This is a genomic window from Pararhodobacter zhoushanensis, from assembly GCF_025949695.1.
In the GTDB taxonomy this organism is placed as follows: Bacteria; Pseudomonadota; Alphaproteobacteria; order Rhodobacterales; family Rhodobacteraceae; genus Pararhodobacter; species Pararhodobacter zhoushanensis_A.
Window position 1 is genome coordinate 907,580 of the sequence record NZ_JAPDFL010000001.1, and the last position, 24,202, is coordinate 931,781.

Consider the following 24,202-nt stretch of genomic DNA (forward strand, 5'->3'; position numbering starts at 1 on the left):
TGACCCCGGCGTTTTTCATTTCCGACTGTGGCCTCAGCCTGCCTGACGCAGATCCGCGATCATCTGGTCGATATTGCCGCCGCGCCGTTCCAGCATGGTGCCGATCTCTTGGCGTTCGGCCGCCAGCAGGTTCACGCCCTCGATGATCAGGTTGAAGAACAGGTCGCGCCCGCTGCGGTCTGACACCTGCCAGCGCACCTCGAACGGGGCATCGCCGCGCATGGTCATCGTGGTGATGACCTCATAGAAGCTCTGCACCTCGCGCGCACCCGTCACCTCGACCGAGGCGCCGACGAACCGGCGGAACTGGCGGCCATATTTGCGCGACAGGTAGTCGCGGAAGGCCGTGGTGAACGCCGCCATCTGCGCGGCACTGGCGCTGCGCGCGGGCGGCCCCAGAACCGAGCGCGCAATCACCGGCACATCGCCATAGCGGTCGAACAGATCGGCAAACTGCCCGATCATCCGTGCTTCCGACGCGCCCGAGTTGATGATCCCGTGAACGTCGCGCATCACGCTGGTAATCAGCTCGCTCGCCTGTCCCTGGGTCATCGCCACAGCAGTGCGGGGCAGCAAGGGCAGCGCGGTGGCTGCGGCCATGGTGGCCAGCAGCGAGCGGCGGGTTGGCTTAAAAGTCGGCATAGGGGTCAATGATCTCGTCCTCAGCTTCAATCCCAAGATGATACCGCCGCGTCTGCAAGTAGAGAAGCCGCGCCTGGGCATAGGGGTCGGCGGTATTGATCACATTCGCGTCGAGTATGTCCGAATACTCGGCCGCATCGGCCAGTCTGCCGCCAATGCGCGCGATCGAGGTCAGGCTCGATTCGGGCTGAGGCAGGACAAACCGCAGCGGGTTGATGAAGGCGTCGACGACCAGCCCGGCGGTGTCGCGCTCGGTCGAGGGGCCAAAGACCGGCAGCACCATGTACGCCCCTTCTCCGGCACCCCAGCGATGCAGCGTTTCGCCGAAATCGGTGCTGCGACCATGGATGCCCATATGCCCGGCAGGGTCGAACAGCCCGCCCAGACCAACGGTGGTGTTGATCACAAAGCGGAGGGTGTTTTCGACGGCCCGGTCCGGGCGCACTTGCAGCAGATCGTTCAGGATCACCGAGGGTTGGCCCAGATTCCCGCCGAAATTGCCAACGATGCGGCGAAACCGGCTCGAGCGGTGCGGCGCCGGGGCGACCACGGTGGTCGCGTCCGTGACAGGAGCGACGGCCGGTGCCGGTTCGTCACCGCCGGTCAGGGCGCCGCTCAGCGCCATGTTGTGCTCGAACCATGCGCGGTTCGTGCTCTCGAACGGGTCGTTGAAGCCGGGCGCGACCGTTGGGCTGGCGCAGCCGGCAACCAGCCCGACCAGCACCAGAGCCATCAGCCCCCCATGTTCGCGTGTCGCAATCGCCATCGCGTTCTCCTGCCGGTGTTTACCGAATACTAGCACTTCATGCGCAACGTTGGTGTAAAAGGGGACAACGGCAAGGGCAACCTCGCATCCCCGTCAGCTGGGGTGCGTCATGCCGAACCGGATCACAGCCGGTAACTGGACAGCAGAATTGCGCGGGCTCTGGCTGGCGGTTTTGGTTTTCGGCGCGGTGTCAAATCTGCTCATCCTGACCGGTCCGATCTTCATGCTGCAGGTCTATGACCGTGTGCTGACCGGGCGCTCGACGGCCACCTTGATCGTGCTCTTTGCACTGGTTGCCTTTGTCTATGCGATGATGGCCGGGATCGACACGGCGCGTGCGCAGGTGATGGTCCGCATCGGCGCGCGCACCCGGCATGCGCTGGAACAGCGCGTGTTCGAAGCCAGCTTGCGCGCCCGCCTGCGCGACCCGCCCGATCCCCGCGCCGCTATGGCGATGCAGGATCTGGATACGGTGCAGCGCGTCCTGGGCTCGACCGTGGCGCAGGCGGCGTTTGATCTGCCATGGACGCTGGTGTTTCTGGCCATCCTTTATGCTGTGCATCCGGCCTTGGGTTGGCTGGCGGTGGGCGGCAGTGTCGTGCTGGCCGTTCAGGCCTTTGCCGGGCATCTGGCCCAGCGCCGACTGCTTGGCGACGCCCGGCATGAGGGGGCCGCCGCCGACCAGCTGCAAGCCGCGATTGAGAATGAGGGCAGCGATCGCGTTGCCGGCCTGACCCCCGATGTCATCGCCCGCTGGCTTGGGCACCGTGATCACGCGCTGGCGGCGCTTTTGCGCACGGCGGATGGCTCGGTGCGCTCTTCGGCTTTGGCGCGGACGTTCCGGCTGTTCCTGCAATCGGCGACGCTGGCGCTGGGGGCCTGGCTGGTCCTGCAGGAGCAGCTTTCACCGGGCCTGATGGTCGGCGCGTCGATCCTGCTTGGGCGGGCGCTGGCCCCGGTCGAGCAACTGGCGGCGCATTGGAGCACGCTGCACGCCGCGCTGACCGGATGGCGCCGCCTGGACGCGTTCTTGCGCGCCACGGGTCGCCCGGTCGAGCCGGTGCTCGGGTCTTTTGACGGCGCGCTCAGCGTGCGCGGTCTGGTCGTGGTGCCGCAAGGCCGGCGCGAAGCCGTGCTGCGCCTCCACGGGTTCGAAGTATCGCCGGGCCGCGCGCTGGGTGTGATTGGACCGGGCGGCTCGGGCAAGAGCCTGTTCGCCCGCGTGCTGGCCGGATCGGTTCCGCCTTCCGCCGGCGTGCTGCGGCAGGGGCAGGTGCCACTGTCCAAAGTGCCCGTTAACCGCATCGGCTTTCTGCCTCAGCGCTTCGGGCTCTTGCCGGGCACCATCGCCGAGACGATCTCGCGTCACGCGCCCGGTGCGGATCCGGCCCGGATCGAAGCCGCGGCCCGGTTGGCTGGTGCGCATCCGGGCATCGCCGCCCTGTTCGCGGGCTATGAGACCCCGACCGCGCCTGACGCCGCGCACCTGCCGGGTGGCTTGCTGCAGCGCATCGGGCTGGCGCGCGCCTATTACGGCGACCCGGCGCTGGTGGTGCTGGATGAACCCAATGCCCATCTCGATGCCGATGCACAGGCCGCCTTCAACACCGCAATTCGTGAGCTCAAGGCACGCGGCGCGGTGATCGTCATCACCGCGCTACGCCCCGCCTCGATCTCGGAATGTGATGACCTTCTGGTGCTCGATGGTGGTGTGCAGACCGGCTTTGGTCCTCGCGACATCATTCTACGTCAAATGGTCCGCAATCACGTCGCTGTCGTGCCAGCAGGACGAGAGCCATGAGCGCCGCGGTTCCAGAACTGGGGGCAGGGCGGGCGATTGCCTTGGGGGGCATGGCCTGTCTGATCCTGCTGGTCGGAATTTTCGGCTGGGCAGCGCGGGCGTCCATTTCTTCGGCCGTCGTTGCCACTGGTGAGGTGGATTCAACCCCGGCCCGCCACCCGGTTCAGCACCCCGATGGCGGTGTGGTGGCGCAACTGATGGTCCGTGAAGGGGACGCTGTCATCGCCGGGCAGCTGCTGATCCGGCTGAACGGCGAACAGGTGAGCAATGAACTGCGCTTCATCGACACGCAGGTGCGCGAGCTCGAAGCGCGCCTGATGCGCCTGCGCGCCGAGCGCGATACCGGCAGCTTTCCGCAGGTTCCGCCCGACCGAATGCAAGACCGCGCGTTTATTGCGGCACTGGCAGCGCAGCGGCGGTTGTTCGACGCACGCCGCGACACGCTTGAGCGGCAGCAGGCCCAGTTGGTCCAACGCCGCCGCCAGACCGAGGCTGAGCTGGCCGGTCTGACCGAGAGCCGCGTGCAGATGGATACCGAGCAAGCCTTGCTGAACGAAGAGCTGCAGACGCTGCGCACCCTGCGCGCCAGCGGTCTGGCGCGGGCCGAACAGGTCAGCGCCCTTGCCCGTTCGGCGGCGCGACTGGCGGGGTCGCGGGCCGCCATGGTCGCGCGCGATGCCGAACTGCGCGGGCAGATCTCGGAGATTGCGCTGCAAACGGGTTCCCTGGCCGCCGCCCGGCGCGAAGAGGCGGAGCAGGCCTTCGCCGATACCGGCATGCAGCTTATCGAACTTCAGGCACGCCGGTCTGCGTTGCGCGCCCGGCTAGAGGGTCTGGACCTGCGCGCTCCGACCGCAGGGGTGGTGCATGATCTCACCGTCCCGGCAGTTGAGGCGGTCGTTCGTCCCGCCGAGGTGGTCATGCAGATCTTCGCCGATTCCGCGCCGCCCAGCCTGATGGTGCGCGTCAGCCCCGATGAAATCGACCATGTGGTGATAGGCCAGACCGCCACCCTGCGCTTTCCCGGGCTTGCTGAGCGCAACCTGCCCGATCTGCCTGCCGTCGTGACCAATGTTTCCGCCGCCACGTTCGTCGACGAGCGTACGGGTGTCCGCCATTTCCGCGTCTCCCTCTGGCCGACGCCGGAATCGATGGCGATCCTTGCGGACCGTGATCTGGTGCCGGGCATGTCCGTTCAGGCGTTCCTCACCACCGGCGAACGGACGCCGCTGGCCTATCTGATATCCCCCCTTCGCGAGCATTTCGCCCGGGCCTTGCGCGAACCTTGAAACGAGAACATCGGGGCCTGTACGGCGTTGGCACTCTTGCGGTGACGGGGTTTCCCAAGGGGGCCTAGGCCCCTTTGAGCGGTGTGCGGTGCTGGCCCCGCGCGCACCGCCCGCCCCTCGATGGGGGAGGCGCGCGATCCCGGTCATGGTGGCCATGCGCCGTCCGGGGCTTTCCGTTGCGCGATAAACGTGCTTTTGTCCGCGCATCCCATCAGGAGACCGTGCCATGCCCCATGCCATCGAAGCTCGCCTTGCCGAATTGGGTCTCGAGTTGAAATCCGCGCCCGCCCCCGCCGCAAATTACGTGCCGTGGGTCATCAGTGGTAACCAGATTTTCGTCTCGGGGCAGATCAGCCAGACCGAAGCCGGCCTGATCACCGGTAAACTGGGCGCCGATCTGAGCACCGAACAGGGTGCACAGGCCGCGCGCGCCTGTGCGCTGTCCCTGCTGGCGCAGGCGAAATCCGCGCTGGGCGGCGACTGGTCGCGGTTGCGCCGACTGGTCAAGCTGACCGGTTTCGTCAATTGCACCGCCGATTTCACCGACCAGCCCAAGGTGATCAACGGGGCATCGGACCTGATGGTCGCGGTGCTGGGAGAGGCGGGTCGCCACGCCCGCGCCGCCGTCGGCGCACCCTCGCTACCGATGGGGGTCGCGGTCGAGATCGAGGCGATTTTCGAGATCGCCTGATGCGCCCCAGCTTGCACCCAGACTTCCTGCGCCTGCCGATCGCGCACCGCGCCTTCCATGACGCGGGATCGCGCCGCCCCGAAAACTCGCTGCCCGCGATCCGGGCGGCGATCCGCGAAGGCTACGGCATCGAGATCGACCTGCAACCCAGCGCCGACGGTCAGGCGATGGTGTTTCACGACGATGATCTGGACCGGCTGACCTATGACACCGGTGCGGTTGCCGGCCGGTCAATGGCCGAGCTTCAGCGCATCCGCGTGCGCTCGTCGCCCGAGCCGATCCCGACCCTGCGTCAGGTGCTGGCCGAGGTTGCCGGTCGCGTGCCGCTGCTGATCGAGATCAAGGATCAGTCCGGCGTCATGGGGCCGACCAATGGCGTGCTCGAAGCCGCTGCCGCCAGTGCGCTGCAGGGCTACGACGGGCCGGTTGCGCTGATGTCGTTCAATCCCTCGTCCGTGGCCCATATGGCGCGGCTTGCGCCCGAAATCCCGCGCGGGCTGACCACCTTTGCCTTCCCGGCATCTGAGTTCCCGGCCGACATGGGGCCTGAGCTGAACGCACATCGCGAAGCGCTGGCGGCGATTGCCGATTTCGATGCGGTCGAGGCCAGCTTCATCTCGCACCATTGGCGCGATCTGGATCGCCCGCGGGTGGCCGAGCTGAAAGCCCAAGGCGCTGCGGTGCTGTGCTGGACCATCCGCTCGACCGAGGAAGAGGCGGCGGCGCGGCGCATTGCCCAGAACATCACCTTTGAGGGATACCCCGCCGCGCAGTCCTGAATGCGACCGGGGCCGGACTTGACTCCGGCCCTCCCTCGCCCAGCTTTGGCCAAAGGCCAAGGAGACGCCGTGGATATCGCGATTATCGACGCCATCAGCCAAGTCGCAGCAAAAGACTGGGACGGGCTGTGCGCACAAGACGGCGCCCGCCCGCTTGACCCGTTTACCACGCATCGCTTTCTGGCGGCGCTGGAGGACTCGCGCTCGGTCGGGGGCCGCAGTGGCTGGGAGGCAAAACACCTGACGATCCGGCAGGAGGGCCGCTTGCTGGCCGCGATGCCGCTTTATGCCAAGGGCCACAGTCAGGGCGAATACATCTTCGATCATGCCTTCGCCGATGCCTGGCAACGCGCGGGCGGCAGCTATTATCCCAAGCTGCAATCGGCGGTCCCCTTCACCCCCGCCACCGGCGCGCGGCTCCTGGGGGACGAGGCGCTGCGCCCGATCCTGCTGCGCGCCCTGGCCGAGGTGACGGGCGCGAACAACCTGTCCTCGGCCCATGTCACCTTTTGCACCGAGGACGAGGCGGCGGTCGGCGTCGAAGAGGGCTGGCTTCACCGCCTGACCCAGCAATTCCATTGGCAGGATGAGGGCTACGGCGATTTCGACGGGTTCCTGTCCGCGCTCAGCTCGCGCAAGCGCAAGACGATCCGCCGCGAACGGGCGCAGGCGCAGGCGTTTGGTGGTGAGATCCGCGCGCTGACCGGCGACGATTTGCGGCCCGAGCATTGGGATGCCTTCTGGGAGTTCTATCAGGACACCGGCAGCCGCAAATGGGGCACGCCCTATCTGACCCGCGCGTTTTTCGACCGAATCCAGCAGACCATGCGCGATGACACCTTGCTGATCCTCGCCGAGCGTGACGGCCAACCCATTGCCGGGGCGCTGAATTTCATTGGTTCACAAACGCTCTTTGGCCGCTACTGGGGCTGCACCGAGGATCACCCCTGTCTGCATTTCGAGCTGTGCTACTATCAGGCGATCGACTGGGCGCTGGCCAACGGGCTGCGCCGGGTCGAGGCCGGGGCGCAGGGCGAGCACAAGCTGGCGCGCGGCTATTTGCCCAGTGCCGTGCATTCGCTGCACTGGTTCCCTGATGCAAGGTTCCGGCAGGCGGTAGACGATTATCTGCAGGCGGAAACCGCCGCGGTCGGGGATGAAATGCGCATCTTGGAAGCCTATGCGCCGTTCCGGCGCGGGCCGCAGTCCGGAGGGGACCAATGATCGAGTTTTACACCAACCCGCAATCGCGCGGGCTGATCGCACACTGGATGCTGGAAGAGATCGGCGAGCCGTACACCCTGCATGTGCTCGAGTATCACACCTCGATGAAAGCGCCCGACTATCTGGCGATCAACCCGATGGGCAAGGTGCCGGCGCTGGTGCATGACGGGGCCATCGTCACCGAAGTTGCGGCGATCTGCGCCTATCTGGCCGAGACATTCCCCAAGGCGGGCCTTGCCCCCACAGCCAGCGAGCGCGCCGCCTATTATCGCTGGATGTTCTTTGCCGCCGGGCCGGTCGAATCCGCTGTGACCAACAAGGCGATGGGCTTTGTGGTGCCTGACGAGCGCAAGCGCGCGGCGGGCTATGGGTCGCTGGCTGACGTGGTTGCAACGCTGGATCAGCACCTGTCGACGAGCCCCTATTTCGCGGGTGACCGCTTTACCGCCGCCGATGTCTATGCCGGCGCGCAGATTGGCTGGGGCATGCAGTTTGGAACGCTGCCGACGTTGCCCAGCTTTTCGGCCTATTTTGAGCGCATCAAGACGCGCTCTGCGTGGAAGAAAGTCATGGGAGGGATCAACTGATGGCGCGACCGAGCAAACTGGAGGGTGCCGAGCGCGCCGCTGCGCTCACGGCACTGACCGCCGCAGGCTGGACCCATGACGCCAAGCGTGATGCGATCAGCAAGACCTACACCTTTAAGAACTTCGTCGAGGCTTTCGGCTTTATGACCAAAGCTGCGATCTGGGCCGAAAAGCTGGATCACCACCCGGAATGGTCCAACGTTTACAAGACAGTAGAGGTCACGCTGTCGACACATGACGTCGACGGGCTAACTGAGCTCGATCTGAAACTGGCACAAAAAATGGATGCGTTTACATGAATTTTTCAGACTTCATGTCACTGAGCATCGCCGACGGGGTCACCGTCGGCGATGTCCTAACTATTGATTTCCTGGCGTCGGTGCTCGGCAGCGTGCTTGCCGCCGTCGCGATCCTGTTCATCGGTTTTGCCATCGGCGGCTGGGCCTTGCGCCGCATCCGCGGATTGGGCGAGAAGCACAGAACGCTGGATTTCACCCTGTTCAGCTTTCTGGGCAACATCGTCCGTTATGTGATTCTCGCCTTTACGGTGATCTTTGTCCTCAACCGCTTCGGGCTTGAGACGACCTCGCTGGTCGCCGCTCTGGGTGCCGCTGGTCTGGCGATTGGTCTGGCGCTGCAGGGCACGCTGTCGAACATCGCCGCCGGGGTGATGATCATCATGTTCCGTCCGATCAAAGTGGGCGATTTCGTCCAGATCGCCGACAAGATGGGCACCGTCAAAGACATTTCGCTGAATTTCACCGAGCTGGCCTCGATCGGCAACACGCAGATCATCATTCCCAATTCCGAAGTCTGGGGCAACACGATCGAGAATTACTCGGTCTATCCGACCCGCCGCGCCGATTGGACCTTTGGCGTGTCGTATGATCTCGGATCTGAAACTGGCCGAGACGACGATCCTGCAGACCATCATGGCCGATCCCCGGTCCAAGTCCGACCCCGAGCCCTTCATTCAGGTGAACAATCTGGGCGACAGCTCGGTCGATTTCCTGGTGCGGGTCTGGGTCGATGCCTCGGTGTATTTCGCCTATCAGGCCGATATGAAGCGCAAGGTCAAAGAGGCGCTGGATGCCGCCGGGATCGAGATCCCCTTTCCCTATCGCACGCTGGTGATGGCGGGGGGCGAAGCGCCCAAGGTGCTGGAAGCCGAGCGCTGACCGAAACGCAAAAGGCCGCCCCGAGGGGCGGCCTTTGTCACACGGTGGTCAAGGTTTAAAGCGCCTCGACCATCGCCTCGCCACCGGAGATTTCGCAGCCCTTGCCGGTCTCGGGGTGGTAAACCTTGACCACACCATCCTCGACCATCATCGCATAGCGCTTGGAACGGCCCATCAGGCCGATTGCGGGGGCGTCAAAGCTCAGCCCCAGCTTGCCGGTCAGATCGCCCGCGCCGTCCGACAGCATGGTGATCCCGGCCTCGGTCGCGCCGGTTGCCTCGCCCCAGGTCTTCATCACGAAGGCGTCGTTGACCGAAACGCAGACCACTTCGTCCACACCTTTGGCCTTGAGCGCATCCATGCTGCGGATGAAGCTGGGCACATGCGCCGAATGGCAGGTCGGCGTGAACGCACCGGGTACGGCAAAGATCACGACCTTGCGGCCCGCGGTCAGGTCTTTGACGCTGACCTCGGCCGGGCCGGAATCGCCCATCGCGATGAGCGTGGCTTCGGGCAGCGTATCCCCAACGGAAATCGTCATATGCAGTCTCTCCTGATGTGTCGGAACGGGTCTGGGTTTGGTCGGCAGCCTAAGATATATACCACCCCAGCGCCGCTTCCAGTATGAAGCGATGGAATGAAATTGAGGGAGAGGGCAATGGCGGGAATCGTTGTGATCGGGGCAGGGCAGGCAGGATCGTCGCTGGTCGCCAAGCTGCGCGGGCTTGGCTATGCGGATGAGCTGACGCTGATCGGGGACGAAATCGCACCGCCCTATCAACGCCCGCCGCTGTCCAAGAAATACCTGCTGGGCGAAATGACGCTGGACCGGCTCTTCCTGCGGTCCGAGGCCTATTATGCCGAGCAGAACATCACCCTGAAACTGGGCACGCCCGTGTCGCGCATTGACCCGGCCAGCAAGACCGTCTGGCTGGGCGACGAGGCGATCCCCTACACCCAGCTCGCCCTGACCACCGGCGCCGATCTGCGCCACTTGCCCGCCGCCATCGGCGGCGCGCTTGAGGGCGTCTACGGCGTGCGCAAGCTGTCCGACATTGACGCGATGGCCCCCGAATTTGCGCCCGGCAAGCGGCTCTTGGTGGTTGGCGGTGGCTATATCGGGCTGGAAGCAGCAGCCGTGGCCGCGCAAAAAGGCCTGCAGGTCACGGTGATCGAGGCCGCGCCGCGCATCCTTGGCCGCGTCGCCGCGCCTGAAACCGCCGACTACATGCGCGCGCTCCATACCGCGCATGGGGTGACCATCCGCGAGGGGCTGGGCCTGACCCGCCTCACCGGTGACACCCGCGTCAATGGCGCGGATCTGGCCGACGGCAGCCATATCGACATCGACTTCGCCATCGTCGGCATCGGCATCACACCGGGCGCGGCGCTGGCCGAGGCTGCCGGGCTGACGATCGACAACGGCATCCGCACCGACGAGCAGGGCCGCACCTCGGACCCGTCGATCTGGTCGGCGGGCGATTGCGCCAGCTTCGTCTATCGCGGCACCCGCATCCGTCTGGAGAGCGTGCAGAACGCCATCGATCAGGCCGAAGCCGTCGCGGCCAACATGCTGGGCGCCGGGAAAGCCTATGTGCCCAGCCCGTGGTTCTGGTCGGATCAGTATGACGTCAAGCTGCAGATCGCCGGGCTGAACACCGGATATGACCGCATTGTCACGCGTGAAGTCGGCGCGGCGCGCAGCCATTGGTATTATCAAGGCGACACCTTCCTTGCGGTCGATGCGATGAACGACCCGCGCGGCTACATGGTGGGCAAACGCCTGCTGGAAGCGGGCAAGACGCCCGATCCCGCCGCCCTGGCCGATCCGGCGACCGAGCTGAAAACCCTGCTGGCATGAGGATCGTCGGCGGCACGCACCGGGGCCTGACGCTGGCCGAGGTCGGCGCAGGCGATGCCGCCGCCCATCTGCGCCCGACCTCGGACCGCGTGCGTGAGGCGTTGTTCAACATGCTGACACAGGGCAAATGGGGCGATCTGGTGCAGGGCCAGCGCGTGCTCGACCTCTTCGCGGGCACCGGCGCGCTGGGGCTTGAGGCGCTGTCGCGTGGCGCCAGCACCGTCACGCTGGTCGATGACGGCGCCGCCGCCCGCGCCCTGATCCGCACCAACATCGAAAAACTGCGCGCGATGGGCACCACCCGCCTCTACCGCCGCAATGCCACGGATCTGGGCCCCAACCGCGGCCCTGCGTTCGGGCTGATCTTCCTCGATCCGCCCTATGGCATGGGTCTTGGCGCAAAGGCGCTGACCTCGGCGCTGACCAATGACTGGATCGCGCCCGCCGCCACCCTCGTCTGGGAAGAAAACGCCCCGCAACTCGCGCCGCAAGGCTTCGAGACGCTGGACCAACGCCGCTATGGCGAAACCTGGATCACCCTGCTGCGCGCGCCGCACCCATCATCTGTCTGAAAATATCCACAGGGGGTTCCCCAAGGGGGGAGCGTGCTCCCCTCTTGGGTGGGGGGATCGGGGGGCGAGCAGCCCCCCGACACCAACAGACTCAACTCGTTAAAGCACAAACCGGAACTGACCCTCCAACGGCAGCGCCCGTGCCCGCTCGCCGGTCAGGGCAAACAGCGCATTCGCCAAAGCCGCCGCCGCAGGGGGCGTTCCCGGCTCCCCGGCACCCCCCAGATGCGGATTGTCCTGCAGGATCCGCGTCTCGATCCGGGGCGCGCCGGACATGCGCAGCGCGTCATAATCGGGGAAGTTCTGCTGTTCGACCCTGCCGTCGGCAAAGGTGATCTGCCCGTGCACGGCGGCAGACAGGCCATAGATCATTGCCCCCTCCATCTGCGCCTGCAGAATGCCCGGGTCCAGCGCGATGCCCGGATCGCAGGCGATCCAGCCGCGCGCGATGCGGATCGCGTCGCCCTCCTGCACCACCTCGATCACCTGCGCGACCGGGGTGCCAAAGCTCCAGACCAGTGCCACGCCCATGCCGGTTCCCGCCGCGCGCGGCTGGTCCCAGCCTGACATCGCGCGCACCGCTTCCAGCACGCCTGCTGCCGTTGCGCTCTCACCCCGCACCAATTCCAGCCGGAAGTCCATTGGGTCGCGCCCGGCGGCATGCGCCAGCTCGTCGATGAAGCTTTCATGCGCAAAGCCGTTGTGGCTGGCCCCGACCGAGCGCCAGAAACCCATCGGCACATCCAGATCCGCCCGGTAGCCGCGCACGCGGTAGTTGGGGATGCGGTAGGGCTGATCGAACATCCCCTCGACGATGGAGCGATCCGCCCCCATCATCCCCATGCCCATCATCCGCCCGCCCGCCTGCGCCATCAGACCGGGAGACGAGACCTGCGCGTCCATGAGCACCGCCTGCCCGTCGACCACCGCGCCCCTGATCCGGGTGATCGCGGCGGGGCGGTAGAAGTCATGCGTCATGTCTTCTTCGCGTGACCAGGTGACATTCACCGGCGTGCCGGGCAGCGCATGGGCGACCTTGGCGGCGATACCGGCATAATCCGCCTCGATCCGCCGACCGAAACCGCCGCCCATGAAGGTCGTGTTCACGGTTACGTCGTCACCGTCGATGCCAATCGCCTCACCGGCCACGCGGGCCTGCACGAACGGTCCCTGATTGGGCGACCACAGCTCCAGTTTTCCGTCCGCGAACAGCGCCGTCGCGTTCATCGGCTCCATCGTCGAATGCGCCAGAAACGGCATGCGGTATTCGGCCTCGATCACCGTGCCCGTGGCCGCATCGGCATCGCCATCGTCGCGCATCGTGCTGTCGGGGCTGCCGTCAAAGGCCGCCAGCAACCTGTCCGTCATCGCCTCGCTGGTTGCCGGATAGGGTGCCTCTCCCCATTCGCAGACCACGGCCCGCGCGCCCTGCATCGCCGCCCATGTGTTGCGCGCCACCACCGCCACACCGTCGCCGATGTCGATCACCTGCTCGACGCCGGGGGTCGCCAGCGCAGGCGCGGGATCATGGCTGGTCATCGCAGCGCCCAGCCGGGGCGAGCGCCGGACGCTGGCGAATTTCATCCCCGGCAGCCGCGTATCCACGCCGAACCCGGCGGTGCCAGTGACCTTGGCCAGCATATCCGGGCGGGGCAGGGCGGTGCCCAGCAGCCGCCACTCGGACCGCGGACGCGGCTCGACCTGCGGCGCGTCGATCATCGCCGCCGCTTCGGCCAGCTCGGCATAGGGCACGCGGGTGCCATCGGGCGCAACCACCGCGCCGCTCTCGGTGCTCAGGCGGTCCACGCTGACCCCCAGCCGGTCCGCCGCCACCGCCTTGAGCGCCTCGCGCGCGCTGGCCCCGGCGCGGCGCAGTCGTTCGAACCCGTCGCGCATGCTGGTCGAGCCGCCGGTCACCTGAATGCCCAGCGGCTTGGCGATCACGCCCAGCGTCTCACCCAATGAGCGTTGCCAGTCAGGCCGCGCGTAATCCGGGCCGGGCAGCGCCCCTTCCAGCATCGCCCCGTTGTAATAGGCCGCCGCCTTGGGCCCGTGCATCAGGCGCACGCTTTCCCAGTCGACATCCAGTTCCTCGGCCAGACAGGCCGCCAGCGTTGTCTGCGCGCCCTGACCCATCTCGGCCCGGCCGGTGACCACGGTGATGCCGTCGGCGTCGATGATCAGATAGGGGTTCAGCGTTGCGCCCTCGCGCGGGTGCAGCGGGTTTTCGGCGGGGCGCGTGACCGCGTAGACGCCAAAGGCGACGCCCCCGGCAACAGCCGCGCTGCCGATCAGGAACGCCCGGCGGGTGAGTTTGCCCAGACGGCTCATTGTGCCTCCTCCTGCATCACGGCGGCGGCGTCATGGATCGCCGCGCGGATCTCGGCCATAGGTGCCACAACGGCACAGGTTGCCGGCCATGGCCTGATCAATGTCTTCGTCGGTGGGGTTGGGGGTGTGCGACAGCAGATCGGCGGCCTGCATGATCTGTCCCGACTGGCAGTACCCACATTGCGCCACCTGATGCCGCACCCACGCGACTTGCAGCGCATGCGGGGCCTCGGGCGTGCCCAGCCCCTCGATCGTCGTCACCTCGCCCCAGACATCGGCCAGCGTCACCTGACAGCTGCGCATCGCCTCGCCGTCGATCTGCACGGTGCAGGCGCCACAGGCACCGACGCCGCAGCCGAACTTGGTGCCGGTCATGCCCAACTCGTCACGCAGCACCCACAGCAGGGGGGTGTCGTCAGGCGCGTCGATGCTGCGGGCGATGCCGTTGATCGTCAGGGGTATTGCCATGGGAGAGCCTCCAGAGCTGAGCTCATGACAATATGTACGGAAAGTGTCATAGTGTAAATCGGCAAAATTGACAAAATCGACAAGGACTGTCAGAGGTCTCGCTATGCCAAGCACCGCTCTACAGATCGCCGAAACAGACCCGCGCCGCGTCGCCATTCTGACCGGCGCGGTCGAGGTTTTCGCGCGCTACGGCTACCGCCGCACCTCGATGGAGGACATCGCGCGCGGAGTCGGGGTGTCGCGCGCGGCGCTCTATCTGCACTATCGCAACAAACCCGATATCTTCCGGTCGCTGGTCATGGTGCATTTCGAGGTGTCCGTTGGCCGGGTCGCGCAGGCCTTGCAGCCGGGGCTTGCCCCGGAACAGGCGCTGGCCGCGGTGTTCGAGGCCAAGATCGGACCCGAGACGGCGGTGCTGTTCGATTCGCCGCATGGGGAAGAACTGCTGGATGCGAATTTCGCCGTCGCTGCCGATGTGGTCGAGCAAGGCGAGGCTCGCATCCGGGCCCTGCTGCGCGCGTGGCTGCAAGCCGAAGCCGACGCCGGACGGATCACGCTTGCCCCCTATGGCGGCGATGCCGATGCCTTGGCTGAAACCATCGTCGCAGCGCTGAGCGGGCTGAAATCCTGCGCCACCGGCTACGATACGCTCTGCGCCGCCTTCAACCGGATGGCGCAGCTGTTCGGACGCGGTCTGCGGGCCTGAGAGCGTGACGTTTAAAGAATCGTCACCAGCGTGCCTTCGCCGACACGCTCGTACAGGTCGATGATTTCCTGATTGATCATGCGGTAATAGCCAGCGGAATCGCCGGGCCCGGTGGCCGAGCCAAGCGGTGTGCCATGAATACTCAGCCCTTCGTCCGCCCCCGTCCCGCGCGACCGCAGATAAAGCGCGCGCGCGCCCAGCGGGGCTGACGGTCCGGCGGGTTCTGTGAATGCCGTGCCCTCGTCGACCAGGGTTGGCGCAGGCGCAGCGGTAGCCTCCGGCCAGGGCTGGCCCCGATAGATCTCGGCGTTTCCGTGCCAGCCCAGCGCCGCACGCCCCACGGCGATGCTGTAGCGCAGGGCAAAGCCGCCGCGCAGCACCAGATACAGCGCGTGCTCGTCGGCGATGATCACGATCGAATCGCGCGGATAGTCTATCGTGAAAGGGACGAGCTGACGCAGCTGCCCAGCGGCGATATCCTCGGTCTGGACGGCCGGGATTGTAAAACCGCCATCCAGCCGCATGCCATAGTCAAGCGGCTCGACCACCGGGTCCGCGTTGCTGGACACGCAGCCGGACACCGGAAAAAGCGCGATGCCACCCAGAACGGCGCGGCGGGACAGATCAATCATGGCAGACTCACAGGCTCAGGTCAGGGGCTTTGTCCTATAATGCCGCTCCTGACCGCAAGGTGCCAGCCAAAACCCCGTGTAGTTAAAGCTCGGTCCGCAGATGCCACAGTTCAGGGAACAGCTCGACCTCCAGCATCCGGCGCAGATACATCACCCCGGCGGTGCCGCCGGTGCCGCGCTTGAAGCCAATGACCCGTTCGACCGTGGTGACATGGTTAAAGCGCCAGCGGCGGAAATAGTCCTCGAAATCGACCAGCTTCTCGGCCAGCTCGTACAGCTCCCAGTGTTTTTGCGGATCGCAATAAACCTCGCGCCACGCGGCCTGCACGCTCTCGTCAGCGCGCCAGGGCTGACGCAAATCGCGGTTCAGAATGTCGGCCGAGATCGCAAACCCGGCCTTCGCCAACACCCGCACGGCCACGTCATACAGCGACGGCCGCGCCAGTTCGGCCTCCAGCGCTTGCGTCAGATCCTCGCGATGGGCATGCGGCTTGAGCAAAGCCACGTTACGGTTGCCAACGGTGAACTCGATCAGCCGATACTGCCACGACTGGAAGCCCGAGGATTCACCCAACGCATCGCGAAACTCGGTGTACTCGCTCGGCGTCATGGTACGCAGCACATCCCAGGCGTTGTTCAGCTGCTCGAAAATCCGCGCCACCCGGCTCAACATCTTGAACGCCAGCCGGGTGTTACCCTCCTGCAAGTGACCGCGTGCGGCGCTGATCTCGTGCAGCGCCAGCCGCATCCACAGCTCGCTGGTCTGGTGCTGAATGATGAACAGCATCTCGTCATGCGCGGTCGAGCGCGGATGCTGGGCGGTCAGGATCGCGTCCAGACCCAGATAGTCGGTGTAGGACATGCGGCCATCAAAGGCCATTTGCGCGCCTTCGCGGGCGGGATCGTAAGCTTCGGTCATGGGGCAGACTCCGGTACGGTGAACGGGACAGGGGCAGACTCAAGCCGACCCGCGCGCGTTCAACTTTCCCATCATCGCCAATCGCTTCCACAACACAACCCAGCCGCCGGGCCGACACAGCGGCGGCAGCACCATCATCTGTCCGAAAATATCCACGGGGGGATCCCCAAGGGTGGCGCGTGCGCCCCCCTTGGGCGAGGGGGTACGGGGGGCGAGCAGCCCCCCCGATCACCCGGTCGGGTCTCATGTAACCTTTGCCCGTGTCTTGAACGCGGGCGTATCCCAAGCATCCGAGGCCATGATCTCGGCCAGAATTTCGACCGCTGCGTTGACCTCGTCCAGCGCGATATAGAGCGGCGTGAAGCCGAAGCGCAGCACGTCCGGCGCGCGGAAATCGCCGATCACGCCGCGCGCGATCAGCGCCTGCATGATCGCATAGCCCTCAGGATGGCGGAAGCTCACCTGACTGCCGCGCTGCAGCGGATCGCGCGGCGAGCCCAGTGTCAGCGTCGGGCAGCGCGCCTCGACCCCAGCGATGAAGGCCTCGCACAGTTCGATCGAGCGGGCGCGCAGATCGGCGATCTCGACCCCGTCCCAGACATCCAGTGCGGCGTCCAGCGCCGCCAGTTGCAGGATCGGCGGGGTGCCAACCCGCATGCGCTCGATACCGTTGCCGGGGCGATAGCTGAGGTCGAAGGCAAAGGGTGCCTCGTGACCCATCCAGCCTGACAGCGCCGGGCGCACGGTCTCGGCGTGGCGCGGGGCAACGTAGATGAAGGCCGGGCCGCCGGGGCCGGAATTGAGGTATTTGTAGGTGCAGCCAACCGCGAAATCCGCGCCGCCGGCGGCGACTTTCACATCCGTCGCCCCGGCTGAATGCGCCAGATCCCAGATCGCGAGCGCGCCGTGTGCATGCGCCTTGGCGGTCAGGGCGGGCATGTCGTGGCGGCGGCCGGTGCGGTAGTCGACCTCGGTCAGCATCAGCACCGCGACACTGTCGTCGATGGCGTCGGCGACGTCTTCGGGTGCGACGGTGCGCAGCTCATATCCGTCGCCCAGCGTCCGGCACAGCCCCTCGGCCATGTAAAGATCCGACGGGAAGTTGCCGGTGTCCGACAGGATCACCTTGCGCGTGGGGGTCATCTCCAGCGCCGAGGCCAGCGCCTGATAGACCTTGATCGACAGCGTGTCGCCCAGCACCACATGGCCGGTCTCGGCCCCGATGATCCGCGCGATGCGGTCACCGATGCGCGTGGGCAGGTCCATCCAGCCGGCCTTGTTCCAGCCGGTGATCAGCATTGTGCCCCATTCCTGCGTCACCGTCCGGGCAAGCCGCGCGGCGACGTTGCGCGGCAGGGGGCCCAGAGAGTTGCCGTCGAGATACAGGATCCCCTCAGGCAGGTCGAACTGGGCGCGGGTGGCGGCGAAATCGGTAGGCATGGCGACTCCCTTTTGGGGGAGAAGGCTATCGCTCGGCGGGCTATATTTCAAGCTTGAAACTAAGGGCCGAAAAAAGGGCGCATACCCGGAGGGAACACGCCCGTCACTCGCTACTCACAGGTTCAGGCAATCCGCTTTTGTACAGGGTGCCCGGCAAAGGTCTTTTCGCCGACCATGACCACCATCAACCCGGTAGGCGTGGTGCCGACGAACTGGCCTTGGATGCTCAGATAACGGCCGATCATAATGGTTTTCAGCACAGTGCATTCCTCTTGTCCCATGCCCTGAATTTGACACATTCACGACGATTTTGCCAGAAAAACACCGCAATTGACTGCTTCGCTGCGGAACCTGTTTGTTTCCGAGTTTCCATTTTACCGAATAATATTCCCCAGAAAGAGAACTGTTTCGATAAAAGTCAAAGCCAGTCGCGCAAGATGGCAATGAGCGGGATGTCCGCCGGCGGCATCGGATACTCGCGCAGCGCATCGGCCCGAACCCATTTCAGCACCTGCCCCTCTTGCGGCGTGGCGATTCCCTCCCAGCGACGGCAGGCGAAGAGGGGCATCAGCAGGTGAAATTCCGGGTAGGCGTGGCTGGCGAAAGTCAGCGGTGCCAGGCACGAGGTCCAGGTGTTGATGCCCAGTTCTTCGTGCAATTCGCGGATCAGGGCGGCTTCGGGGGATTCGCCGGGTTCGACCTTGCCGCCGGGAAACTCCCACAGCCCGGCCATGGACTTGCCCGCCGGTCGCTGGGCCAGCAGCACGCGGCCATCGGCGTCGATCAGGGCGACGGCGGAGACGAGGACAATCTTCATACGGGATCTCCGGGTGGAGAGGCCGGGGGCTGGCGGCCCCCGGACCCCCCGAGCGTATTTTCAGCAAGATGAAGGGGCGCGGTTTACGGGTTGTTAACCACGATCCCTACGAGCGGTAATCGGCGTTGATGTCGATATAGCGGTGGGTCAGATCGCAGGTCCAGACCTTGGCGGTGCCTTTGCCCAGCCCCAGATCGACGCCGATTTCAAGCTCGGGGTTTTTCATATAGGCCGCGCCTTCGGCCTCCTTGTAGCCCGGATCGACCAGCCCGCCCGAGGCCACGGTGAGGGCGCCAAACGTGATGCCCAGCCGGTCGCGGTCAGCCGCTGCGCCGGATTTGCCGACGGCGGCGACGATGCGGCCCCAGTTCGGATCTTCGCCCGCCAGCGCGGTCTTGACCAGCGGCGAATTGGCGATGCTGAGCGCGCACAGCTTGGCGTCTTCGTTGCTTTGGGCGCCGCTGACGGTGATGCCGACGAACTTGGTTGCCCCCTCGCCGTCACGCACCACCTGATGCGCAAGGTTCATCATCACGTCACCAAGCGCGCGCTCGAAGGCCTTGGCCTCGGCCGAGCGCATATTGGTCAGTGCCGGACCCTGACCCGTCGCGGCGATGAGCAGCGTGTCCGAAGTCGAGGTGTCGCTGTCGACCGTGATGCAGTTGAAGCTGCGGTCTGTCAGGCGGCTGACGACGGTTTGCAGCGCCTTCTGGGCGATCTTCACGTCGGTGAAGATATAGACCAGCATCGTCGCCATATCCGGCGCGATCATGCCCGAGCCTTTGGCGATCCCGGCGATGCGCACGGTCTGGCCGCCGATCTCGACCTCGGCCATCGCGCCCTTGGGGTAGGTGTCGGTGGTCATGATGGCGCGGGCGGCGTCGGGGATGCCGTCGGGCGACAGGCCATCGACCAGCGCGTCCAGCGCCGCTTCGATGCGCTCATGCGGCAGCGGCTCGCCGATGACGCCGGTCGAGGAGGTGAAGACGCGGGTTTCGGGCAGGCCCAGCTTGGCTGCGACCGAGGCCGACAGCGCGTTGACCGAGGCCCAGCCGCGCGCACCGGTAAAGGCGTTGGAATTGCCCGAGTTCACCAGGATCGCGGCGCCCTGATCCGCCCCGTCGGTCACGCCGACCTTGGCCTGACAATCGAGCACCGCCGCCGAGCGGGTGGCCGAGCGGGTAAAGGTTCCCGCCACGACCGAACCGGGCGCGAGGCGGGCCAGCATCACATCGGTGCGGTTCTTATAGCGCACACCGGCCTGTGCGGTGGCGAACTCGACCCCGGGGATGACGGGCAGCAGCGGGAAGCCATCCTTGGGAGCCAGCGGCGAGACGACGGTCACTTTGGTTGCCGGGGAAGCGACCGGCACCGTGGCAAGGCGGGTTTTCAAGGCCTTGGCGCGGGATTTCCACTTTTGGATCTTCTGCTTGTACTTCTTCTTCGTTGCCATCGGGACCGAGCTCCTGGAAAGACAGACGGCCCGCAGCCCCCGGAAGGGTGCGGGCCGGTTTCGGCGTTACGCTACGCGCTGGCGCGTCACTCGTCCAGCAGCGACGATTGGCTCAGCAGGGCCGGATCCATGCCTTCGGCAAGGTTTTCGACCTCTGCGCCTTCGCGCAGTTGCTCGACGCGGGCGGTGGTCGCTTCGCGCTGGATCTGGGTGACCAGATCGTCGCGGACATCCTCAAGTGCCGGAACCTCGGCGGTGCGGGTGCCCAGCAGGGTGATGACGTGCCAGCCGAAGCGGGTCTGCACCGGCTCGGACACCTGACCGTCTTCCAGACCTTCAACGACGGCCTGGAATTCGGGGATCATCACGCCGGCGGGGAACCAGCCCAGATCGCCGCCCTGCTGCGACGAGCCGTCGATCGAGAACTCGCGCGCCACGTCGGCAAACTCACGGCCCTCGGCCAACGCGGCCACAACCTGATCGCGCTCTTCTTCGGTGCGCACGAGGATATGGGCCGCGTTGTATTCGGTGACCGGCTCGCCTTGGGCGTATTCGGCGGCGAAGGCGTCATAGGCGGCCTGCACGCTTTCGTCGGTGACGGCAGCCGTAGCGGCCTCGACCAATGCGGCATTGGCCAGGAAGTTGCGGGTTTCGTTTTGCAGCATCAGCTGATCGCGCGGCGACAGGTTGTCGGCCTGTGCCTGTGCGAGCAATTCCTGCTCGATCAACTGCTGCACGATGGCCGGGAAGAGCGTGGTGTCGGGCACCTGCGCAAATTGTTCGGGAAGTTGGGCGCGCAGGGCGATCGCGTTGCCCAGCGTGATCTCTGTGCCGCCGACGCGGGCGATCACCGTCGAGGCATCTTGTGCCACCGCGGGCACGGCCAGGGCGGTAAAGATCGCGGTTACCGCGGCAAATCGAGCGATTTTGAACATGCAAGGCTCCTGAATCGCGGCCCTGAGGGCCGCTGTGATTGACACCAACATGGTCGGCCCTTACATGCCGGAACGGTATATTTGAAGGGCTGACCAGCCGCGCCCTGTTTAGAAAAGCAGCCGCCGACCGGCAACCCCGTCGGTTTAGTCAGCCGGTCACACAATGGCGAGCGGAGAATAGATGTTGGGCCTCGGAACACTCAGCCGGAAAGTTTTCGGCACCGCGAACGATCGAAAGGTCAAAGCTGTCCGACCCCTCGTCGCAACGATCAACGCGCTGGAAGACGAATACACAGCGCTGAGCGACGACGGGCTGGTGGCCAAGACCGCAGAGCTTAAGGCACGGGCGGCAAACGGCGAAAGCCTGGACGCGCTGCTGCCGGAAGCCTTTGCCAACTGCCGTGAAGGTGCCCGCCGGGCGCTGGGTCTGCGCGCCTTCGACGTGCAGCTGATCGGCGGTATCTTCCTGCATCAAGGCAATATCGCCGAGATGAAGACCGGTGAGGGCAAAACCCTTGTCGCCACCTTCCCGGCCTACCTGAACGCGCTCAGCGGCAAGGGTGTGCATGTCGTCACGGTGAACGATTACCTCGCCCGCCGCGACTCGGACTGGATGGGCAAGGTATTCGCCAAGCTGGGCCTGACCACCGGCGTGGTCGTGCCGCATCAGCCGGATGATGAAAAGCGCAAAGCGTATGCCGCTGACATCACCTATGCGACGAACAACGAGCTGGGCTTTGATTACCTGCGCGATAACATGAAGACCGATCTGGGTCAGATGATGCAGCGCGGGCATAACTTTGCCATCGTGGACGAGGTCGACAGTATCCTCATCGACGAAGCCCGCACGCCGCTGATCATCTCGGGGCCGATGCCGGACCGCGAGAACCTGTATGTCCGCGTCAACGCGCTGATCCCGTCGCTGCTGGACGAAGATTTCACGCTGGACGAAAAAGCCCGCTCGATTACCTACACCGACGATGGCAACGAACATATCGAGCAACTGCTCTATGCCGAAGGCATCCTGCCCGAAGGTCAGACGCTTTATGACCCGGAATCGACGACGATTGTGCACCACGTCAACCAGGCCCTGCGCGCGCACAAGATGCTGCACAAGGACCAGCATTACATCGTCCGCGACGGCAAGATCGTTCTGATCGACGAACACACCGGGCGCATGATGCTGGGTCGCCAGCTGTCCGAGGGTCTGCATCAGGCGGTTGAGGCGAAAGAGGGTCTGGAGATCCAGCCCGAGACGGTGACGATGGCCTCGATCACCTTCCAGAACTACTTCCGCATGTACAAGAAGCTGGGCGGCATGACCGGCACGGCCACGACCGAGGCGGAAGAGTTTCAGGAAATCTATAACCTTGGCGTTGTCGAGATCCCGACCAACCGCCCCATCGCGCGCCTTGACGAACACGATCAGGTCTACAAATCCGCGCGTGAGAAATTCGACGGCGTTCTGGCGGCGATCAAGGAAGCCAACGAAAAAGGCCAGCCGATTCTGGTCGGCACCACCTCGATCGAGAAATCCGAAGAGCTGTCGGCGCTGCTCAAATCCGCCGGGGTCGAGCATAACGTCCTCAACGCCCGCCAGCACGAGCGTGAAGCGCATATCGTGGCCGAAGCCGGGCGTCTGGGCATGGTGACCATCGCCACCAACATGGCCGGTCGCGGTACGGATATTCAGCTGGGCGGCAACGTGGACATGCAGGTCATGGACGCGCTGGACGCCGACCCGACTGCCGATCCCGCCGCCGTGCGCCGCCGGATCGAATCCGAGGTTGCCGATGAGCGTCAGAAGGTGCTCGACGCCGGGGGGCTGTTCGTTCTGGCCACCGAGCGGCATGAGAGCCGCCGCATCGACAACCAGCTGCGCGGTCGTTCGGGCCGTCAGGGCGACCCGGGCCGGTCGGTGTTCTTCCTGTCGCTGGAAGACGACCTGATGCGCATCTTCGGGTCCGAGCGTCTGGAGAAGGTTCTCTCGACACTGGGCATGAAAGAGGGCGAGGCGATCGTGCACCCCTGGGTGAACAAGTCGCTGGAAAAGGCGCAGGCCAAGGTCGAAGCCCGCAACTTTGACATCCGCAAGACGCTGCTCAAGTTCGACAACGTGATGAACGACCAGCGCCGCGTGATTTTCGAGCAGCGGCTTGAAATTCTGGCGGCCGAGGATCTGTCCGAGATCGTCGGCGACATGCGCCACGCGGTGATCGAGGATCTGATCTCCAAGCATATGCCGTCGGGCAGCTATGCCGATCAGTGGGACATCGACGGTCTGGCCGAAGTGCTCAAGGACAAGCTGTTCATCGAGCCGCCGCTGGCCGACTGGGCCAATGAGGATGGCGTCGATCAGGAGGTCGTGCGCGACCGGCTGATCGCGATGTCCGACACGATGATGGCCGAGAAAGAGACAGCCTTCAGCTCGGACACCATGCGTCAGGTCGAAAAGCAGGTTCTGTTGCAGGTGATCGATGGCAAGTGGCGCGAGCATATCGTGACGCTGGACCATCTGCGCTCGGCGGTGAACTTCCGCGGGCTGGCGCAGCGCGATCCGCTGAACGAGTACAAGTCCGAAGCCTTCGTGCTGTTCGAAAACCTGCTCGGCCAACTGCGGGAGGACGTCACGCGGCAACTGTCGCGCATCCGTCCGCTGACGGCAGAAGAACAGGCGCAGATGCAGCAGCAGATGGCGATGCAAGCCGCCGCTGCGCGCGGTGATGGCAAGCTGGACACGCCGATGGACCTGCCGCGCCTGTCGCCGCAGGCTCCGGCCGAAGCGGTCGAGCCGGGCACCCCGCGTGAGGGGTTCGATGAGGCCGATCAGACGACCTGGGGCAACCCCGGCCGCAACGAGCTGTGCCCCTGCGGATCGGGCAAGAAGTTCAAGCATTGCCACGGCAGTCTGGCCTGACACGGCACTCGCATCGCTTAGCAAGGGGCCGCATCGCGGCCCCTTTTGCGTGGTCCATACCGGGGCAGGGCGTTGCAAATTCGTTAACGATGATAGTCACTTCTGGCCCGGTTTGGCCCTCAAACCACCGCTCAGCCGCCCCAAAGCTGCCCGGATTGACCCCGATAACGCAACTGTCAGTACATTGAGTCGGA

Annotated in this window: 22 protein-coding genes and 2 pseudogenes; 12 read left to right on the forward strand and 12 right to left on the reverse strand. The window is 65.3% G+C overall.

Features of this window, described 5'->3' with window-relative positions:
* Nucleotides 1-33: 33 nt before the first annotated feature.
* Together OKW52_RS04495 and OKW52_RS04500 are read right to left on the reverse strand one after the other, a co-directional pair.
* A complete protein-coding gene (locus tag OKW52_RS04495; RefSeq protein WP_264504645.1) occupies nucleotides 34-642 on the reverse strand; it encodes an MlaC/ttg2D family ABC transporter substrate-binding protein in 609 nt (202 codons plus the stop codon).
* On the reverse strand, nucleotides 629-1,408 hold the full coding sequence (locus OKW52_RS04500; RefSeq protein ID WP_264504646.1) for an MlaA family lipoprotein: 780 nt from the start codon (nucleotides 1,406-1,408) through the stop codon (nucleotides 629-631). Before OKW52_RS04500 ends, OKW52_RS04495 begins: the two co-directional genes overlap by 14 nt.
* A gap of 109 nt (nucleotides 1,409-1,517) precedes the next feature.
* On the opposite strand from OKW52_RS04500, the gene OKW52_RS04505 reads away from it, so the two are divergent.
* From OKW52_RS04505 to OKW52_RS04540, 8 genes and pseudogenes are all read left to right on the forward strand, one after another.
* A complete protein-coding gene (locus tag OKW52_RS04505) occupies nucleotides 1,518-3,209 on the forward strand; it encodes a type I secretion system permease/ATPase (protein WP_264504647.1) in 1,692 nt (563 codons plus the stop codon).
* Nucleotides 3,206-4,498 (forward strand): HlyD family type I secretion periplasmic adaptor subunit, encoded by a 1,293-nt coding sequence (locus tag OKW52_RS04510; protein ID WP_264504648.1) that lies wholly within the window; start codon nucleotides 3,206-3,208, stop codon nucleotides 4,496-4,498. The genes OKW52_RS04505 and OKW52_RS04510 overlap by 4 nt, the downstream gene beginning before the upstream one ends.
* Before the next feature lie 226 nt (nucleotides 4,499-4,724).
* Nucleotides 4,725-5,189: a RidA family protein gene (locus OKW52_RS04515; protein ID WP_264504649.1), complete on the forward strand. Its 465-nt coding sequence runs from the start codon at nucleotides 4,725-4,727 to the stop codon at nucleotides 5,187-5,189.
* Nucleotides 5,189-5,968, forward strand: coding sequence for a glycerophosphodiester phosphodiesterase family protein (locus OKW52_RS04520; RefSeq protein ID WP_264504650.1), 780 nt, complete (start codon nucleotides 5,189-5,191; stop codon nucleotides 5,966-5,968). The genes OKW52_RS04515 and OKW52_RS04520 overlap by 1 nt, the downstream gene beginning before the upstream one ends.
* On the forward strand, nucleotides 5,969-7,192 hold the full coding sequence (locus OKW52_RS04525; protein ID WP_406622187.1) for a GNAT family N-acetyltransferase: 1,224 nt from the start codon (nucleotides 5,969-5,971) through the stop codon (nucleotides 7,190-7,192).
* A complete protein-coding gene (locus OKW52_RS04530) occupies nucleotides 7,189-7,779 on the forward strand; it encodes a glutathione S-transferase family protein (protein ID WP_264504652.1) in 591 nt (196 codons plus the stop codon). The genes OKW52_RS04525 and OKW52_RS04530 overlap by 4 nt, the downstream gene beginning before the upstream one ends.
* Nucleotides 7,779-8,078 (forward strand): 4a-hydroxytetrahydrobiopterin dehydratase, encoded by a 300-nt coding sequence (locus OKW52_RS04535; protein ID WP_264504653.1) that lies wholly within the window; start codon nucleotides 7,779-7,781, stop codon nucleotides 8,076-8,078. Before OKW52_RS04530 ends, OKW52_RS04535 begins: the two co-directional genes overlap by 1 nt.
* A pseudogene (locus tag OKW52_RS04540) lies at nucleotides 8,075-8,957 on the forward strand (mechanosensitive ion channel family protein). The gene OKW52_RS04535 and the pseudogene OKW52_RS04540 overlap by 4 nt, the downstream one beginning before the upstream one ends.
* Nucleotides 8,958-9,012: 55 nt before the next feature.
* Here OKW52_RS04540 and OKW52_RS04545 read toward each other — a convergent pair.
* Nucleotides 9,013-9,498: a peroxiredoxin gene (locus OKW52_RS04545; protein ID WP_127108995.1), complete on the reverse strand. Its 486-nt coding sequence runs from the start codon at nucleotides 9,496-9,498 to the stop codon at nucleotides 9,013-9,015.
* Between the two features lie 117 nt (nucleotides 9,499-9,615).
* Here OKW52_RS04545 and OKW52_RS04550 point away from each other — a divergent pair, with 117 nt between their 5' ends.
* Nucleotides 9,616-10,818, forward strand: coding sequence for an NAD(P)/FAD-dependent oxidoreductase (locus OKW52_RS04550; RefSeq protein ID WP_264504654.1), 1,203 nt, complete (start codon nucleotides 9,616-9,618; stop codon nucleotides 10,816-10,818).
* Nucleotides 10,815-11,390 carry a 16S rRNA (guanine(966)-N(2))-methyltransferase RsmD gene (rsmD, locus tag OKW52_RS04555; protein WP_264504655.1) on the forward strand — a complete coding sequence of 192 codons (576 nt, stop codon included), beginning with the start codon at nucleotides 10,815-10,817 and terminating at the stop codon, nucleotides 11,388-11,390. The genes OKW52_RS04550 and rsmD overlap by 4 nt, the downstream gene beginning before the upstream one ends.
* Before the next feature lie 99 nt (nucleotides 11,391-11,489).
* Here the strand turns inward: rsmD and OKW52_RS04560 are convergent, their stop codons facing one another.
* Together OKW52_RS04560 and OKW52_RS04565 are read right to left on the reverse strand one after the other, a co-directional pair.
* Nucleotides 11,490-13,721: a xanthine dehydrogenase family protein molybdopterin-binding subunit gene (locus OKW52_RS04560; protein WP_264504656.1), complete on the reverse strand. Its 2,232-nt coding sequence runs from the start codon at nucleotides 13,719-13,721 to the stop codon at nucleotides 11,490-11,492.
* Nucleotides 13,718-14,189: pseudogene (locus OKW52_RS04565) on the reverse strand ((2Fe-2S)-binding protein). Before OKW52_RS04565 ends, OKW52_RS04560 begins: the two are co-directional and overlap by 4 nt.
* 103 nt (nucleotides 14,190-14,292) lie before the next feature.
* Between OKW52_RS04565 and OKW52_RS04570 the strand changes: the two are divergent.
* Nucleotides 14,293-14,895 (forward strand): TetR/AcrR family transcriptional regulator, encoded by a 603-nt coding sequence (locus OKW52_RS04570; protein ID WP_264504657.1) that lies wholly within the window; start codon nucleotides 14,293-14,295, stop codon nucleotides 14,893-14,895.
* An 11-nt stretch (nucleotides 14,896-14,906) separates the two neighbouring features.
* On the opposite strand, the gene OKW52_RS04575 is transcribed toward OKW52_RS04570, so the two are convergent.
* From OKW52_RS04575 to OKW52_RS04605, 7 genes are all read right to left on the reverse strand, one after another.
* Nucleotides 14,907-15,527: a L,D-transpeptidase gene (locus tag OKW52_RS04575; RefSeq protein ID WP_264504658.1), complete on the reverse strand. Its 621-nt coding sequence runs from the start codon at nucleotides 15,525-15,527 to the stop codon at nucleotides 14,907-14,909.
* Nucleotides 15,528-15,609: 82 nt separating this feature from the next.
* A complete protein-coding gene (kynA, locus tag OKW52_RS04580) occupies nucleotides 15,610-16,446 on the reverse strand; it encodes a tryptophan 2,3-dioxygenase (protein WP_264504659.1) in 837 nt (278 codons plus the stop codon).
* Between the two features lie 243 nt (nucleotides 16,447-16,689).
* Complete coding sequence (kynU, locus tag OKW52_RS04585) at nucleotides 16,690-17,886, reverse strand: kynureninase (protein WP_264504660.1); 1,197 nt, start codon at nucleotides 17,884-17,886, stop codon at nucleotides 16,690-16,692.
* A 122-nt stretch (nucleotides 17,887-18,008) separates the two neighbouring features.
* Entirely contained in the window at nucleotides 18,009-18,146 is a 138-nt protein-coding gene (locus OKW52_RS04590) for a hypothetical protein (protein ID WP_264504661.1), read from the reverse strand.
* A 158-nt stretch (nucleotides 18,147-18,304) separates the two neighbouring features.
* Entirely contained in the window at nucleotides 18,305-18,703 is a 399-nt protein-coding gene (locus OKW52_RS04595) for a (deoxy)nucleoside triphosphate pyrophosphohydrolase (RefSeq protein ID WP_264504662.1), read from the reverse strand.
* Nucleotides 18,704-18,809: 106 nt separating this feature from the next.
* Nucleotides 18,810-20,156, reverse strand: a complete 1,347-nt coding sequence (gene argJ / locus OKW52_RS04600; RefSeq protein WP_264504663.1) for a bifunctional glutamate N-acetyltransferase/amino-acid acetyltransferase ArgJ — start codon at nucleotides 20,154-20,156, stop codon at nucleotides 18,810-18,812.
* A gap of 86 nt (nucleotides 20,157-20,242) precedes the next feature.
* The gene (locus tag OKW52_RS04605; protein ID WP_264504664.1) at nucleotides 20,243-21,091 is read right to left on the reverse strand and encodes a peptidylprolyl isomerase; all 849 of its coding nucleotides are present in this window, start codon (nucleotides 21,089-21,091) and stop codon (nucleotides 20,243-20,245) included.
* 181 nt (nucleotides 21,092-21,272) lie between these two features.
* On the opposite strand from OKW52_RS04605, the gene secA reads away from it, so the two are divergent.
* Nucleotides 21,273-24,008 (forward strand): preprotein translocase subunit SecA, encoded by a 2,736-nt coding sequence (gene secA, locus OKW52_RS04610; protein ID WP_264504665.1) that lies wholly within the window; start codon nucleotides 21,273-21,275, stop codon nucleotides 24,006-24,008.
* Nucleotides 24,009-24,202 lie beyond the last annotated feature (194 nt).

What these genes read in the sequence shown, in the direction of transcription:
- OKW52_RS04495 (WP_264504645.1), bottom strand. Translation starts at nt 642, where the DNA reads ATGCCGACTTTTAAGCCAACCCGCCGCTCGCTGCTGGCCACCATGGCC.
- OKW52_RS04500 (WP_264504646.1), bottom strand. Translation starts at nt 1,408, where the DNA reads ATGGCGATTGCGACACGCGAACATGGGGGGCTGATGGCTCTGGTGCTG.
- OKW52_RS04505 (WP_264504647.1), top strand. Translation starts at nt 1,518, where the DNA reads ATGCCGAACCGGATCACAGCCGGTAACTGGACAGCAGAATTGCGCGGG.
- OKW52_RS04510 (WP_264504648.1), top strand. Translation starts at nt 3,206, where the DNA reads ATGAGCGCCGCGGTTCCAGAACTGGGGGCAGGGCGGGCGATTGCCTTG.
- OKW52_RS04515 (WP_264504649.1), top strand. Translation starts at nt 4,725, where the DNA reads ATGCCCCATGCCATCGAAGCTCGCCTTGCCGAATTGGGTCTCGAGTTG.
- OKW52_RS04520 (WP_264504650.1), top strand. Translation starts at nt 5,189, where the DNA reads ATGCGCCCCAGCTTGCACCCAGACTTCCTGCGCCTGCCGATCGCGCAC.
- OKW52_RS04525 (WP_406622187.1), top strand. Translation starts at nt 5,969, where the DNA reads ATGCGACCGGGGCCGGACTTGACTCCGGCCCTCCCTCGCCCAGCTTTG.
- OKW52_RS04530 (WP_264504652.1), top strand. Translation starts at nt 7,189, where the DNA reads ATGATCGAGTTTTACACCAACCCGCAATCGCGCGGGCTGATCGCACAC.
- OKW52_RS04535 (WP_264504653.1), top strand. Translation starts at nt 7,779, where the DNA reads ATGGCGCGACCGAGCAAACTGGAGGGTGCCGAGCGCGCCGCTGCGCTC.
- OKW52_RS04545 (WP_127108995.1), bottom strand. Translation starts at nt 9,498, where the DNA reads ATGACGATTTCCGTTGGGGATACGCTGCCCGAAGCCACGCTCATCGCG.
- OKW52_RS04550 (WP_264504654.1), top strand. Translation starts at nt 9,616, where the DNA reads ATGGCGGGAATCGTTGTGATCGGGGCAGGGCAGGCAGGATCGTCGCTG.
- rsmD (WP_264504655.1), top strand. Translation starts at nt 10,815, where the DNA reads ATGAGGATCGTCGGCGGCACGCACCGGGGCCTGACGCTGGCCGAGGTC.
- OKW52_RS04560 (WP_264504656.1), bottom strand. Translation starts at nt 13,721, where the DNA reads ATGAGCCGTCTGGGCAAACTCACCCGCCGGGCGTTCCTGATCGGCAGC.
- OKW52_RS04570 (WP_264504657.1), top strand. Translation starts at nt 14,293, where the DNA reads ATGCCAAGCACCGCTCTACAGATCGCCGAAACAGACCCGCGCCGCGTC.
- OKW52_RS04575 (WP_264504658.1), bottom strand. Translation starts at nt 15,527, where the DNA reads ATGATTGATCTGTCCCGCCGCGCCGTTCTGGGTGGCATCGCGCTTTTT.
- kynA (WP_264504659.1), bottom strand. Translation starts at nt 16,446, where the DNA reads ATGACCGAAGCTTACGATCCCGCCCGCGAAGGCGCGCAAATGGCCTTT.
- kynU (WP_264504660.1), bottom strand. Translation starts at nt 17,886, where the DNA reads ATGCCTACCGATTTCGCCGCCACCCGCGCCCAGTTCGACCTGCCTGAG.
- OKW52_RS04595 (WP_264504662.1), bottom strand. Translation starts at nt 18,703, where the DNA reads ATGAAGATTGTCCTCGTCTCCGCCGTCGCCCTGATCGACGCCGATGGC.
- argJ (WP_264504663.1), bottom strand. Translation starts at nt 20,156, where the DNA reads ATGGCAACGAAGAAGAAGTACAAGCAGAAGATCCAAAAGTGGAAATCC.
- OKW52_RS04605 (WP_264504664.1), bottom strand. Translation starts at nt 21,091, where the DNA reads ATGTTCAAAATCGCTCGATTTGCCGCGGTAACCGCGATCTTTACCGCC.
- secA (WP_264504665.1), top strand. Translation starts at nt 21,273, where the DNA reads ATGTTGGGCCTCGGAACACTCAGCCGGAAAGTTTTCGGCACCGCGAAC.